This is a genomic window from Streptomyces sp. NPDC085944 (genome assembly GCF_040686295.1).
Classification (GTDB): Bacteria; Actinomycetota; Actinomycetes; order Streptomycetales; family Streptomycetaceae; genus Streptomyces; species Streptomyces salinarius.
The window spans coordinates 28,742-42,113 of record NZ_JBFBJX010000018.1; the positions used below are offsets into that span (position 1 = coordinate 28,742).

The 13,372-nt window shown below is 72.3% G+C and carries 11 protein-coding genes and 1 riboswitch; of the genes, 5 read left to right on the forward strand and 6 right to left on the reverse strand.

Annotated elements, in window-relative coordinates; genetic code table 11:
• The first annotated feature begins 178 nt into the window (after positions 1–178).
• Positions 179–460, forward strand: coding sequence for an HPr family phosphocarrier protein (locus tag AB0P07_RS29540; RefSeq protein ID WP_365555908.1), 282 nt, complete (start codon positions 179–181; stop codon positions 458–460).
• A gap of 123 nt (positions 461–583) precedes the next feature.
• Here the strand turns inward: AB0P07_RS29540 and AB0P07_RS29545 are convergent, their stop codons facing one another.
• From AB0P07_RS29545 to AB0P07_RS29560, 4 genes are all read right to left on the reverse strand, one after another.
• The gene (locus AB0P07_RS29545; protein ID WP_365555910.1) at positions 584–1,279 is read right to left on the reverse strand and encodes a GntR family transcriptional regulator; all 696 of its coding nucleotides are present in this window, start codon (positions 1,277–1,279) and stop codon (positions 584–586) included.
• 128 nt (positions 1,280–1,407) lie between these two features.
• Complete coding sequence (locus tag AB0P07_RS29550; protein ID WP_365555912.1) at positions 1,408–2,172, reverse strand: M23 family metallopeptidase; 765 nt, start codon at positions 2,170–2,172, stop codon at positions 1,408–1,410.
• Between the two features lie 12 nt (positions 2,173–2,184).
• Positions 2,185–2,349, reverse strand: a riboswitch (cyclic di-AMP (ydaO/yuaA leader).
• Positions 2,350–2,540: 191 nt separating this feature from the next.
• Complete coding sequence (locus tag AB0P07_RS29555) at positions 2,541–3,929, reverse strand: pitrilysin family protein (RefSeq protein WP_365555914.1); 1,389 nt, start codon at positions 3,927–3,929, stop codon at positions 2,541–2,543.
• Entirely contained in the window at positions 3,926–5,293 is a 1,368-nt protein-coding gene (locus tag AB0P07_RS29560) for a pitrilysin family protein (RefSeq protein ID WP_263548129.1), read from the reverse strand. The genes AB0P07_RS29555 and AB0P07_RS29560 overlap by 4 nt, the downstream gene beginning before the upstream one ends.
• Positions 5,294–5,630: 337 nt before the next feature.
• Here AB0P07_RS29560 and AB0P07_RS29565 point away from each other — a divergent pair, with 337 nt between their 5' ends.
• Positions 5,631–8,087, forward strand: coding sequence for a DNA topoisomerase IV subunit A (locus AB0P07_RS29565; protein WP_365555916.1), 2,457 nt, complete (start codon positions 5,631–5,633; stop codon positions 8,085–8,087).
• A 6-nt stretch (positions 8,088–8,093) separates the two neighbouring features.
• Here AB0P07_RS29565 and AB0P07_RS29570 read toward each other — a convergent pair whose 3' ends face one another.
• Positions 8,094–9,200, reverse strand: coding sequence for a GTP-binding protein (locus AB0P07_RS29570; protein ID WP_365555918.1), 1,107 nt, complete (start codon positions 9,198–9,200; stop codon positions 8,094–8,096).
• Between the two features lie 265 nt (positions 9,201–9,465).
• Here AB0P07_RS29570 and AB0P07_RS29575 point away from each other — a divergent pair, with 265 nt between their 5' ends.
• The gene (locus AB0P07_RS29575; protein ID WP_365556072.1) at positions 9,466–9,600 is read left to right on the forward strand and encodes a hypothetical protein; all 135 of its coding nucleotides are present in this window, start codon (positions 9,466–9,468) and stop codon (positions 9,598–9,600) included.
• A 138-nt stretch (positions 9,601–9,738) separates the two neighbouring features.
• Here AB0P07_RS29575 and AB0P07_RS29580 read toward each other — a convergent pair whose 3' ends face one another.
• Positions 9,739–10,911, reverse strand: a complete 1,173-nt coding sequence (locus AB0P07_RS29580; RefSeq protein ID WP_365555920.1) for a citrate synthase/methylcitrate synthase — start codon at positions 10,909–10,911, stop codon at positions 9,739–9,741.
• 134 nt (positions 10,912–11,045) lie between these two features.
• Between AB0P07_RS29580 and AB0P07_RS29585 the strand changes: the two genes are divergently transcribed.
• Both AB0P07_RS29585 and AB0P07_RS29590 read left to right on the forward strand, forming a co-directional pair.
• Positions 11,046–12,311 carry a citrate synthase gene (locus AB0P07_RS29585; RefSeq protein WP_365555922.1) on the forward strand — a complete coding sequence of 422 codons (1,266 nt, stop codon included), beginning with the start codon at positions 11,046–11,048 and terminating at the stop codon, positions 12,309–12,311.
• A 54-nt stretch (positions 12,312–12,365) separates the two neighbouring features.
• Positions 12,366–13,313 (forward strand): sucrase ferredoxin, encoded by a 948-nt coding sequence (locus tag AB0P07_RS29590; RefSeq protein WP_365555924.1) that lies wholly within the window; start codon positions 12,366–12,368, stop codon positions 13,311–13,313.
• Positions 13,314–13,372 lie beyond the last annotated feature (59 nt).

Below are 13,372 nucleotides of genomic sequence, written 5' to 3' on the forward strand. Positions count from 1 at the left end.
ACGACAACGGCGCGGGGCAGTCTGTGGACAACGGAATCCCGGACCGAGGCCGCGGTCCGGGCACCGCACGGGACGGCACACGCGGTCGTCCCGCCTTGCTTCACGATGTGGGAAACTGGTCTAGACAACCTGGTCTAGACAACTCCAACCCCTCTGAACACCTGAAGGGCAGCATCACATGGCTGAGCGCCGCGTCAACGTCGGCTGGGCCGAGGGTCTCCACGCCCGCCCCGCCTCCATCTTCGTCCGAGCCGCCACGGCCACAGGCGTCCCGGTGACGATCGCCAAGGCCGACGGGTCCCCCGTCAACGCGGCCTCCATGCTGGCCGTCCTCGGCCTCGGCGCCCAGGGTGGCGAGGAGATCGTCCTCGCCTCCGACGCCGAGGACGCCGAGGCCGCCCTGGACCGGCTGGCGAAGCTGGTCGCCGAGGGGCTCGAGGAGCTTCCCGAGACCGTCTGACGGACCAGGGAGCAGCAGCACCGAAAGGCCCGCCGGTATCGCCCGGCGGGCCTTTCACCTTTTCCGTTCCGAGCACCGGAAAAGCGGTCCTTGAATTCCCCGCCTCTTTGTACGGCACTCGTGTTACTTCGGCAGCACCGCCGTGTGTACGGATTGTTGCGCATTCCTCACGCACTCCGTCCGCCCGCCGCCGGAGGCGAACCGCAGCCGGTATGCCGACGCCGACCGTTCGGTGTGCAGCGTCATGAGCGCCCGGGCGCGTTCACCGTCGCCCCGGGCCACCGCGTCGACGATCGCGCCGCACTCCGCCCAGTGCTGCACGGGTCCGGCGGGGGCCTCCTGGACGTACATCCAGGCGATCTTGTGGCGCAGTTGGGTCAGGAGTGCGGCCAGGGAGGGGCTGCCCGCCGCCCGGGCGAGGGTCTCGTGGAACCAGCCGCCCAGCGGGCGCAGATCCTCCCCGCCGCCCTGCCTGGCCCGCTCCTGCCCCAGCCTGACCAGGCCGCGCAACACCTTGAGGTGGGCCTCGGTGCGCCGCCGGGCAGCCCGGGAGGCACCGAGCGGCTCCAGGAGGGCGCGGGTCTCCAGCAGGTCGGCGGCCTCCTGCTCGGTCGGTTCCGCGACGCAGGCGCCCGCGTGCCGCCGGGTCACCACGAAGCCCTCCGCCTCCAGCGTGCGCAGGGCCTCGCGCACGGGGACGCGCGAGACGCCGTAGCGGCGGGCGAGGATTTCCTCGGTGAGCCGGCTCCCGCGTCCGTGGACACCGGCGACGATGTCGTCCCGGATCGCCGTGCACACAGAATGCGCCGGAATACGCATGACCGACCTCCGCCTCGATCCCTGAAACGTCGACGATGGACGCATGTTCAGCGACTCTAGGCCAATCAAGCGAATATGGAATGCGAAAAGCCCCGACTCAAGGAGGCGGGGCTTTTCTGACGCGGCCGTCAGACGTTCACGCCGTGCGAGCGGAGGTAGGCGACGGGGTCCATGTCCGAGCCGTATTCGGGGCTCGTGCGTGCCTCGAAGTGCAGGTGCGGTCCGGTGACGTTGCCGGTGGCGCCGGAGAGGCCGATCTGCTGCCCGGGCCCGACCGACTGACCGACCGAGACGCCGATGGAGGACAGGTGCCCGTACTGCGTGTACGTGCCGTCGTGCATCTTGATGACGACCTGGTTGCCGTACGCACCGCCCCAGCCGGCCTCGACGACGGTGCCGACGCCGACCGCGTGCACGGAGGTGCCGCCGGCGGCGTGGAAGTCGATGCCGGTGTGACTGCCGGAGGACCACAGGGAGCTGCCGGCCCGGTACGCGGTGGAGACGTAGGAGGCGGTGATCGGCGTGACGAAGGTGTTGAGGCGCTTGCGCTCCGCCTCCCGCGCGGCGCGTTCCTTGGCCTCGCGCGCCTCCTTGGCCGCCTCGGCCGCCCGCTCGCGGGCCGCTTCCCGGGCCGCCTCGCGGGCGGCGGCGTCCACGGCCGCCTGCTTCTGGGCGACGGCCTGGGCGTCGATCTCGTCGGCTATGGAGTCGCCGATGGTGACGACCGGGGTGAGTCCGCTCTGCTCCACCTCGGGCTCGGCGGCGAGCGCCGGAGCCGCGAGGGTGCCGACGACGCCGGTGGTGGCGAGGGCCGCGACTCCCGCCGCACGGGCGGTGGTGCGGTGCACCCGACTGGGACGGCGGTGCTTCCCGGTGGCGCGCGTGAACGCCATGTAGAGGCTTGTCCTTTCCTTCCCTCTCGCCTACCGGGTTAGCTGACGGGTTCGGAGGTGGAAGGTCTCCTACGGACCCCCTCGCTGCGCGCGCGGGCGTCCGATTCACCCCAGGGACTGCGGTGGGTCCCCGGCTCCCCTGGCTCGCGCCGTACGGGGACTCGGCGATGACTGTCCGGTGCCGCGGGTGCGGCGCACTGCCTGACGAACAGCCCGGAAGACGCTAAACGCGGCTGTGTTCAATCCTCAAACGCAACAGGCTTTTTGTAGCGCACGCCACAGGGCAGACAGGCAGCCACTCCCCCAATTGGGACATACGGCGGCCCTGGTGACACTCCGGTCACCAGGGCCACCGCACGCGCCTGCCGCTACTCGGCCGCCACCACGGTGACTTCACCGATGCCGAGGGCCTCGACGGGCTCCTTGATCTGCGCCGCGTCGCCGACGAGGACCGTCACGAGGCGGTCCACCGGGAAGGCGTTCACGACCGCCGCCGTGGCCTCCACGGTGCCCGTGGCGGCGAGTTGACGGTAGAGCGTCGCCTGGAAGTCGTCGGGCAGGTGCTGCTCGACCTGGTCGGCGAGCGTGTCCGCCACGGCCGCCGCCGTCTCGTACTTGAGCGGCGCCACACCCACCAGGTTCTGCACGGCCACGTCGCGCTCGGCGTCGGTGAGCCCCTCCGCGGCGAGCTTGCGCAGCACCGTCCACAGGTCTTCCAGGGCGGGACCGGTGTTGGGGGTGTCGACGGAGCCGCTGATGGCGAGCATCGCGGCGCCCGTCCCGTCCGGCGCGGACCGCAGGACCTGGCCGAACGCCCGTACGCCGTAGGTGTATCCCTTCTCCTCGCGCAGGACGCGGTCCAGGCGCGAGGTGAGGGTGCCGCCGAGGCAGTACGTGCCGAGCACCTGCGCGGGCCACACGCGGTCGTGCCGGTCGGCGCCGGTGCGGCCGATCAGCAGCTGCGTCTGGACGGCGCCGGGACGGTCCACGATGACGACCCTGCCCCGGTCGTCGGCGGTCACCGGGGGCACGGGGCGCGGCTCTGCGGCCGGACCGGTCCACGCGCCCAGGGTGTCGCCGAGCAGCGCGTCCAGGTCGACGCCGGTGAGGTCGCCGACGACCACGGCGGTGGCCGTGGCGGGGCGGACGTGCCGCTCGTAGAAGGCGCGTACGGCGGCCGAGTCGACGGCCGCGACGGTCTCCTCGGTGCCCTGGCGCGGGCGCGACATGCGCGAGTCGGCCGGGAACAGCTCCTTGGAGAGTTCCTTCGCGGCGCGGCGGGAGGGGTTGGCCAGCTCGTGCGGGATCTCGTCGAGCCGGTTGCGCACCAGCCGTTCGACCTCGCCGTCCGCGAAGGCGGGCGCCCTGAGGGCGTCGGCGAGCAGGCCGAGCGCCTTGGCGAGGCGCGAGGCGGGGACCTCCAGGCTCAGCCGGACACCCGGGTGGTCGGCGTGCGCGTCGAGGGTGGCGCCGCAGCGCTCCAGCTCGGCGGCGAAGTCCTCGGCGGAGTGCTTGTCGGTGCCCTCGGAGAAGGCGCGCGCCATGATGGTGGCGACGCCGTCGAGACCGGCCGGCTCGGCGTCCAGGGGCGCGTCCAGGAGCACCTCGACGGCGACGACCTGCTGGCCTGGGCGGTGGCAGCGCAGCACGGTGAGTCCGTTGTCGAGGCTGCCGCGCTCGGGGGCCGGAAAGGCCCACGGCTTGGGCTCGCCGGCCTGCGGCTGTGCGTGGAAGTCCATGGTGGCGAGCTCGGTCACTTGGCCGCCTCCTCGTTCTCGTCGGTGGCGTCGGTCGGGTCGGCGTCGGTCTCGTCGGCCGGGGCGGTGGGCTCGTAGACGAGCACCGCGCGGTTGTCGGGACGCAGGCGGGCCTTGGCGACCTCCTGGACCTCCTCCGCGGTCACCTCCAGCACCCGCTGCACGGCGGTGAGGGCGAGCTGCGGGTCGCCGAACAGGACGGCGTACCGGCACAGTTCGTCGGCACGGCCGGCCACCGTGCCCAGGCGGTCCAGCCACTCCCGCTCGAGCTGGGCCTGGGCGCGCTCCATCTCCTCGGCCGTGGGGCCCTCCTCGGCGAACCGGGCCAGCTCCTCGTCGACGGCGGTCTCGATGACCGGCACCTCGACGTCGCCCGACGTCTTCACGTCCAGCCACCCCAGGGAGGGGGCTCCGGCGAGGCGCAGCAGGCCGAACCCTGCGGCCACGGCCGTACGGTCGCGGCGCACCAGCCGGTTGTAGAGGCGGGACGACTCGCCGCCGCCCAGGACGGTCAGGGCGAGGTCGGCCGCGTCGCACGCGCGCGTGCCGTCCTCCGGGAGGCGGTAGGCGGCCATCAGGGCGCGGGCCGGGACCTCCTCCTCGACGACCTCGCGCAGCTGCTCGCCCATGACGTCGGGCAGCGAGCCGTCCCGGGGCGGCTGCTTGCCGTCGTGCGAGGGGATGGAGCCGAAGTACTTCTCGATCCAGGCCAGCGTCCGCTCGGGGTCGATGTCGCCGACGACCGACAGCACGGCGTTGTTCGGCGCGTAGTAGGTGCGGAAGAACGCGCGCGCGTCCTCCAGGGTCGCCGCGTCCAGGTCGGCCATCGAACCGATCGGCGTGTGGTGGTAGGGGTGGCCCTCCGGGTAGGCGAGGGCGGTCAGCTTCTCGAAGGCCGTGCCGTAGGGGACGTTGTCGTAGCGCTGGCGGCGCTCGTTCTTGACGACGTCCCGCTGGTTCTCCATGGACTCCTCGTCCAGGGCGGCGAGCAGGGAGCCCATGCGGTCGGCCTCCAGCCAGAGGGCGAGCTCCAGCTGGTGGGCGGGCATGGTCTCGAAGTAGTTGGTCCGCTCGAAGCTGGTGGTGCCGTTGAGCGAGCCGCCGGCGCCCTGCACCAGCTCGAAGTGGCCGTTGCCCTTGACCTGGGCGGAGCCCTGGAACATGAGGTGCTCGAAAAGGTGAGCCAGGCCGGTGCGTCCCTTGACCTCGTGGCGCGAACCGACGTCGTACCAGAGGCACACCGCCGCGACCGGGGTCAGGTGGTCCTCGGAGAGCACCACGCGCAGGCCGTTGGCCAGGCGGTGCTCGGTCGCTGTCAGGCCGCCGGAGCCTGCCTGGGCTGTGGCCGTGTGACCCATGGGCATGTACGTCCCTTCGATCGCGAAATATCTGGTGGGATCACTGGGTGAACCACCGGGGGAATCAGCGGGCGGAACTGCGGAATTCCGCCGATCCTGCCACTGTATGCAAGCGTGCGGGCCGCCGGTGGAGTTCCCGGGGCTCGTACGCCGAGAGCGAGCAGGCGGTTGACGGGCCGCCGGGGACGGCTGCGCGGACGCTGCCCGCGGCACGAGGGCGTACGCTGCGGGCAGCGCCGGGCCGGGCAGCCCGTGACGGGTCCTGGTCGGTCGCTGTCAGTGCCGCAGTCCACAATGGACGGCGTCAGATCACCGTTCACGCTTCAGCAAGGAGCCGGCAGCGATGGCCCGCCGTAGTACGAAGACCCCGCCGCCCGACGACTCGTACGAGGAGAGGATCCTCGACATCGACGTCGTCGACGAGATGCAGGGCTCCTTCCTCGAGTACGCGTACTCGGTCATCTACTCCCGTGCGCTGCCGGACGCCCGCGACGGCCTCAAGCCGGTGCACCGCCGCATCGTCTACCAGATGAACGAGATGGGCCTGCGGCCCGAGCGCGGCTACGTGAAGTGCGCCCGCGTCGTCGGCGAGGTCATGGGCAAGCTGCACCCGCACGGCGACGCGTCGATCTACGACGCGCTGGTGCGCATGGCCCAGCCGTTCTCGATGCGCGTCCCCCTGGTGGACGGCCACGGCAACTTCGGCTCGCTGGGCAACGACGACCCGCCGGCCGCCATGCGGTACACCGAGTGCCGCATGGACGAGGCCGCGGGCCTGATGACGGAGTCCATCGACGAGGACACCGTCGACTTCGCCCCCAACTACGACGGCCAGGAGCAGGAACCGGTGGCGCTGCCCGCCGCCTTCCCGAACCTGCTGGTCAACGGCGCCTCGGGCATCGCGGTCGGCATGGCGACGAACATGCCGCCGCACAACCTGCGCGAGGTGATCGCGGCGGCCCGGCACCTGATCCGGTACCCGAACGCCGACCTGGACGCGCTGATGAAGCACGTGCCGGGCCCCGACCTGCCCACCGGCGGCCGCATCGTCGGCCTGCCCGGCATCCGGGACGCGTACGAGACGGGGCGCGGCACCTTCAAGATCCGCGCGACGGTGTCGGTGGAGACGGTGACGGCCCGCCGCAAGGGTCTCGTCGTCACCGAGCTGCCCTTCGCGGTCGGCCCCGAGAAGGTCATCTCGAAGATCAAGGACCTGGTCGGCTCGAAAAAGCTCCAGGGCATCGCGGACGTCAAGGACCTGACCGACCGCGAGCACGGACTGCGCCTGGTCATCGAGATCAAGAACGGCTTCGTGCCCGAGGCGGTCCTGGAGCAGCTCTACAAGCTGACGGCCATGGAGGAGTCCTTCGGCATCAACAACGTCGCCCTGGTGGACGGCCAGCCCCTCACGTTGGGCCTCAAGGAGCTGCTGGAGGTCTATCTCGACCACCGCTTCACCGTCGTCCGGCGCCGCAGCGAGTTCCGCCGCAGCAAGAAGCGCGACCGGCTGCACCTGGTGGAGGGCCTGCTCACCGCCCTGGTCGACATCGACGAGGTCATCCGGCTCATCCGCTCCAGCGAGAACTCCGCCCAGGCCAAGCAGCGGCTGATGGAGCGCTTCTCGCTGAGCGACGTCCAGACGCAGTACATCCTGGACACACCGCTGCGCCGGCTCACCAAGTACGACCGCATCGAGCTGGAGGCCGAGAAGGACCGGCTGAACGCGGAGATCGAGGAGCTGACCCGGATCCTCGACTCGGACGCGGAACTGCGCAAGCTGGTCTCGGCCGAACTGGCCACGGTGGCGAAGAAGTTCGGCACCGACCGCCGTACGACGCTGCTGGAGTCCAGCGGCGCCCCGGTCGCCGCCGTGCCGCTCCAGGTGGCGGACGACCCGTGCCGGGTGCTGCTGTCGTCGACGGGCCTGCTGGCCCGCACCGCGAACGACGAGCCCCTGGTCACGGAGGCGGGCGCCAAGCGGGTCAAGCACGATGTGATCGTCTCGGCCGTGCCGGCCACGGCGCGCGGCGAGGTGGGCGTGGTCACGTCCGCGGGGCGGTTGCTGCGGGTGAACGTCGTGGACCTGCCCCAGCTCCCGGAGTCCATGCCGGCACCGAACCTCGCGGGCGGCGCGCCGCTGGCCGAGTTCGTGTCCTTCGAGGACGACGAGGACGTCGTCTGCCTGACCACGCTGGACGAGTCGTCGCCGGGGCTGGCGCTGGGCACGGAACAGGGCGTCGTCAAGCGGGTGGTGCCCGACTATCCCTCCAACAAGGACGAGTTGGAGGTCATCACCCTCAAGGAGGGCGACCGCGTCGTCGGCGGTGTCGAGTTGCGCACCGGCGACGAGGACCTGGTCTTCGTCACGGACGACGCGCAGCTCCTGCGCTACCAGGCCTCGCAGGTCCGCCCGCAGGGCCGTCCGGCGGGTGGTGTGGCCGGCATCAAGCTCACCGACGGCGCCAAGGTCATCTCCTTCACGGCGGTGGACCCGGCGGCGGACGCGGTGGTCTTCACCGTGGCCGGATCGCGCGGCACGCTGGACGACTCCGTGCAGACCACGGCCAAGCTGACGCCCTTCGACCAGTATCCGCGCAAGGGCCGTGCCACGGGTGGTGTGCGCTGCCAGCGGTTCCTGAAGGGCGAGGACTGCCTGGCCTTCGCCTGGGCGGGCGCCACCCCGGCACTCGCCGCGCAGAAGAACGGCACGCCTGCTCAGCTCCCGGACATCGACCCGCGCCGCGACGGCTCGGGCGTGTCGCTGCCGAAGACGGTGTCGGTGGTGGCGGGGCCGGCCTAGGGAGGCCTACGGGGCGTCCGGCGGCTCCTCGCCGTCGGGCTCCTCACCGTCGGGCACGTAGCGCAGGACCCCCCACATGCCGTGTTCGTCGGCGGGTGGGGCGCCGGCGTCCCGGCGGCACGCGGCGAGTTCCTCGCCGAGGGGGGCCGTGTCGATGCCGGTGCCGATGAGGACGAGCTGGGTCCGGCGGGCGCCGGGGGTGTCGGCGGCACCGGCGGCTTCGGCCGCCGATGTCCAGGGCTCCGGGTAGAAGCGCAGGAAGCGTCCGACGGCGTGGACGGCGTACCGGTTCCGTGTGTCGTACGGGCCGAAGTCGACGTACCCCTTGATGCGGTAGAGGCCCTCGGGCCGGCCGTCGAAAAAGCGCATGAGCCGGCGCGGGTCGAGCGGGCGGTCGGAGACGAACGACAGGGTGTCGTAGGCGGCGTGCAGGTGCCCGGCGTGCGCGCCGCCCCCGGAGTGGTCGTGCAGGTCGTCGAAGGACAGCTGCCCCACGCGCTCCTCGGTGGGCCGGCAGTCGTAGAGGAACTCCGGGTCGATACGGCCGTAGGTCGCCGGGACGACGGCGGCACCGTCGGCGAGCGAGCGCACGAGGGCGAGCACGCGCTCCGGGTCGCGGACACGGTCGGTCTTGTTGACCACGACCAGGTCGGCGAGGGCCAGATGCCGGTCGATCTCGGGGTGCTTGGCGCGGGTGTCGTCGAACTCGGCGGCGTCGACGACCTCGACGAGACCGCCGTAGACGACCCCCGGCTGCTCGCTGGCAAGCAGCATGCGCACCAGTTCCTGCGGTTCGGCGAGACCGCTGGCCTCGATGACGATGACGTCGATGCCGGCCTCGGGCCGGGCCAGCCGCTCCAGGTACCCGTCGAGTTCGCTCGCGTCGACGGCACAGCACAGGCATCCGTTGCCCAGTGACACGGTGGAGTCGCCGAGGGCGCCCGCGACGGCCATCGCGTCGATCTCGATGGAGCCGAAGTCGTTGACGACGGCGCCGATACGGCTGCCTCCGCTGCGGTGGAGGAGATGGTTGAGAAGGGTGGTTTTCCCGGAGCCGAGGAATCCGGCGAGTACGACGACCGGGATCTGCTGCGGAGTCGGGCGCTGCCCCACCGTGCGACCTCTCTCTCACCCACGCGTACGCCGGCCCGCGGCAGGGCGTACACCCACGTACGGAATTGCCTGCTCAGGATACGAGCCGGCGGAGTACCCGCGGAGTGAACGATTGTTAGCAGCACTTGGTGGGCAGACGTTTTGCATGGCGCCGGACCGTGCGACCCTCGCTTCCCTCCGTGCGCCGCCTCTCCGCCTCCCCGTCGATCAGCGCCGCTCGGCACTCTGCCCGGATCTGTTCGAACTGAGCGACGGCAATTTCGCCGTGATCGGTACGGAAGCCACCGAGGCCCTCGAGCGTGAGCTGCCCGCCGACGCTTCCCGGGCCGACTACGAACGCATCGTGGTCGTCAGCCGGGAGACCCTCATCCGGGCCAAGGCGGACATCCCCGACGCCTGACGGCAGCCGTGTCCTTGGCCGTACCCACCGCCGACCGCGCACGGGCCCCACTCCCGGCGAGCAACCCGGCACCCCGACCTTGCTCGACCCTTCCCGACCTGGCCTGGCGCCCGAACGGCACCAGGCCGCTCGCGTTTCTCAGGCCACCGCCGGTACGCCGACCGGCGCTCCCGGCCCCACGTACCGGGCCGCCGGCCGGATGATCTTCGAGTCGCACGCCTGCTCCAGGATGTTCGCGCTCCAGCCCACCACCCGCGCCGCCGCGAACGTCGGCGTGAACATCTCGCGGGGCAGACCGCACAGCTCCATGACCACGCCCGCGTAGAACTCGACGTTGGTGTGCAGTTCGCGCCCCGGTTTCAGCTCCGCGAGGATCGCCTCGACCTGTCGCTCCACCTCGACGGCGAACTCCACCCGCGGACCGCCGAACCGCTGGGCCACCTCCCGCAGCATGCGCGAGCGCGGGTCCTCCGTGCGGTAGACCGCGTGGCCGAAGCCCATGATGCGGTCACCGGCGAGCACTCGCTCGCGGATCCACCCGTCGATGCGGTCGGGCGTGCCGATCGCGTCCAGAGTGTCCAGCGCCCTGCTGGGCGCGCCGCCGTGCAGCGGGCCGGACAGGGCGGACACCGCACCGGCCAGACACGCCGCGACGTCCGCACCCGTCGACGCGATGACCCGTGCGGTGAAGGTGGACGCGTTGAACCCGTGATCAATGGTGGAGATCAGGTACTGCTCGACCGCGCGCGTGCGCATCTCGTCCGGCTCGTCGCCGGTCACCATGTAGAGGTAGTTCGCCGCGTACGGCAGGTCCTCTCGGGGCTCCACCGGCTCGAGGCCCTGCCCCAGCCGGTGCAGCGCGGCGAGCAGTGTCGGCACGGCCGCGACGGCGACCAGGGTGTCCTGCCGGCGCCGGTCGGCCGGCAGGTCGTACACCGGCCTGAAGCCCAGGGCCGCGCCCAGCAGGGACAGACCCGTGCGCATCCCGGCGAGCGGGCCGGAGCGCCCGCCGGCCGCGGCGATGGCGGGCAGTGCCGCGCGCACCGCGTCGGGGAGCCGCCGCAGGGCCGCGGTCTCGGCGGCGAAGGCGGCGCCGCGTCGGGCGTCGGGGAGTTCTCCGTGGACCAGGAGGTGCCAGACGTCCTCGAAGCGGCGGTTCTGTGCGAGCTCGACGGCCGAGTACTGCCGGTAGTGGTAGAAGCCCTCGAGCCCTCGTACGTCGCCGACCTCGGTGTCGGCCACCACGACCCCGGCGAGTCCGCGCGGCACCTCGACGAGCGGTGTGGGGGCTGCGGTCCTGTTGACGGACATGATTACCTCCTCGAACTTGATTCAACTGTCCATACTTGACTACCTAAGTGTCAATATTGATTGAGACCGGCTTTAATCAATGCATGTGCTTCACGACTCAACACGCACCCCCTTCGGCTGGATACGGTGACCCCATGCGTGCTCAAGAGCCCGGTCGTCCCGACGCCGAGGAGCGGCGCCTGACCACCCGGGAGGCGGCCGAACTGCTCGGGGTGAAACCCGAGACCGTCTACGCGTACGTGAGCCGCGGCCAGCTCGGCAGCCGGCGCACACCCGGCGGCCGGGGCAGCACCTTCGACGCCGAGGAGGTCCGGGCCCTCGCCCGGCGCAACCGGCGCGACGGCGGCGGACCCGCGGCCTCGGCCGCCGGTCAGGAGCTGACCGTACGCACCCGCCTCACGCTCATCGAGAGCGACCGGTACTACTACCGGGGCGTCGACGCGGCCGAACTCGCCGCACACCACACCTACGAGGAGGTGGTCGAGTGGTTCTGGACCGGGCAGCTGCGTCCGGGCACCGCCTTCTCGGCGCCGGAACCCTCCGTGACCGCTGCCCGCCGGGCCGTCGACGCCCTGCCCGAACACGCCGGCCCCACCGACCGGCTCCGCGTGGCGGCGATCGCCGCCGCGGTCGCGGACCCGCTCCGCTTCGACCTGTCGGAGGGCGCGGTGCTGGGCACGGCCCGCATCCTCATCCCCACTCTCGTCGCCGCACTGCCCCCCGTGCTGCGCGACGGTGACGACCGGGCCCCGATCGCCCACCGCCTGTGGACCCGGCTCAGCGGGCGGGAGGCCGACGAGCCGACGCTGCGCGCTCTCGACGCGGCGCTCTGCCTCCTCGTCGACCACGACCTGGCGGCCTCCACGCTCGCCGTGCGCGTCGCCGCGTCGGCCCGGGCCCACGCCTACGCCGCGGTGTCCGCCGGGCTCGGCGTCATCGAGGGACCGCTGCACGGCGCCGCCGGAGGACTCGCCCACCGGATGCTGATGGAGGTGCTCGAACTGGGCAGCGCGGGCCCGGTGGTCGCGGAGGAACTGCGGGCCGGCCGGCGCATCCCGGGACTCGGCCACCGGCTCTACCCCGGTGAGGACCCACGCGCGCGTGCCCTGTTCGCGCTCCTGGAGGACATCCCCCGGGCGGCGCCCGCGCTCGCGGCGGCCAGGGACATCCAGGCCACCGCCGCCCGCCACACCCCGCTGCACGCCAATGTCGACCTGGCGCTCGCCGTGCTCACCGCGTCGTCCGGCATGGCATCCACCGCTGCCGAGACGATCTTCGCGGTGGCCCGCACGGCGGGCTGGATCGCGCATGCCCTGGAGGAGTACGGGGAGCGCCCCCTGCGGATGCGGCCGAGCGGGCTGTACTCCGGCCCCAGGCCGCCGCGCCCCCTACCGGAGTAGCGCCCAGGCGCGGCTGGACGTCGCCGTGGCGCAAGTCAGGTTAGGCTCACCTCTGTGAGTACGTGCTCAGCCGTCTCCCGGGACCTCGACGAGCCCCTTGCGGGCACCGCACCCGTCGCGAGGACCTGGTTGCTGCTCGAACAGCCCGGCCCGTGGGGCGCCAAGGCGCTCACCTCGAGCCATCTGGACCCCGCGCTGGGGCGTGCCCTGGAGTCGGCGGCGAAGGGGACGGGCGTGCGCATCGCGCTCATCCGCCGCCCCGGGCGCCACGCGGACCGGGGCACGCCCGCCGAGCGCAGGGTGTACGCGGCGCACACCGTGCCGGGCAACGTGTGGCTGCGCGGCACCACGATCGAGGACCCCAGCCGACTGCTGGACCTCGATTTCCCGGCACTCGGCCGGGGCGACCACCACACCTTCGACTCGGTGCTGGCCGGTGGCCCCCACCAGGGCGATCCGCTCGCGCTCGTCTGCACCAACGGCAAACGCGACCGGTGCTGCGCGCTCCTCGGCAGGCCGCTGGCGGCCGAGATCGCCGCCTCCGGGGCCGACGGCGTCTGGGAAGTCACCCACCTGGGAGGCCACCGCTTCTCGCCGACCGTGCTGGTGCTGCCGCACGGCTATGTCTACGGGCGGGTCCGGGCACACTCCGTCAAGGAGGTCCTGCACCGTGCGCAGGAGGGCCGGATCGTCGTGGAGGGCTGCCGCGGGCACTCCGCCTGGGAGCGCCCCGGCCAGGCGGCCGAGCTGGCCCTGCGGTCGGCCGTCGCCGAGGACGCGGCGCAGGCACTGACGGTCGTACGGACGGACGGCGCCGCTCCGCGCTGGGAGGTGACCCTGGCCCACTCGGACGGCCGGCGCTGGCGGGTCACCGTCGTACAGGGGGCCTCGGCGCCCCCGCGACCGGAGAGCTGCGGAGCGTCGGTGCTGGGCTCGCCGGCCCGGATGAAGGTCACGGCGGTGCGCGAGCTGCCGGCGCCGGCTGCGGCACTGGCGAGCTGACGCGCGGACCACCCGGGAGCCGGCCGGCAGCTCGGTTGCCCCCTCGGCCGGGGACGCGG

Coding starts and splice junctions, on each gene's coding strand:
- AB0P07_RS29560 (WP_263548129.1), bottom strand. CDS start 5,293: ATGCCCATGGGTCACACGGCCACAGCCCAGGCAGGCTCCGGCGGCCTG.
- AB0P07_RS29540 (WP_365555908.1), top strand. CDS start 179: ATGGCTGAGCGCCGCGTCAACGTCGGCTGGGCCGAGGGTCTCCACGCC.
- AB0P07_RS29565 (WP_365555916.1), top strand. CDS start 5,631: ATGGCCCGCCGTAGTACGAAGACCCCGCCGCCCGACGACTCGTACGAG.
- AB0P07_RS29585 (WP_365555922.1), top strand. CDS start 11,046: ATGCGTGCTCAAGAGCCCGGTCGTCCCGACGCCGAGGAGCGGCGCCTG.
- AB0P07_RS29580 (WP_365555920.1), bottom strand. CDS start 10,911: ATGTCCGTCAACAGGACCGCAGCCCCCACACCGCTCGTCGAGGTGCCG.
- AB0P07_RS29550 (WP_365555912.1), bottom strand. CDS start 2,172: ATGGCGTTCACGCGCGCCACCGGGAAGCACCGCCGTCCCAGTCGGGTG.
- AB0P07_RS29545 (WP_365555910.1), bottom strand. CDS start 1,279: ATGCGTATTCCGGCGCATTCTGTGTGCACGGCGATCCGGGACGACATC.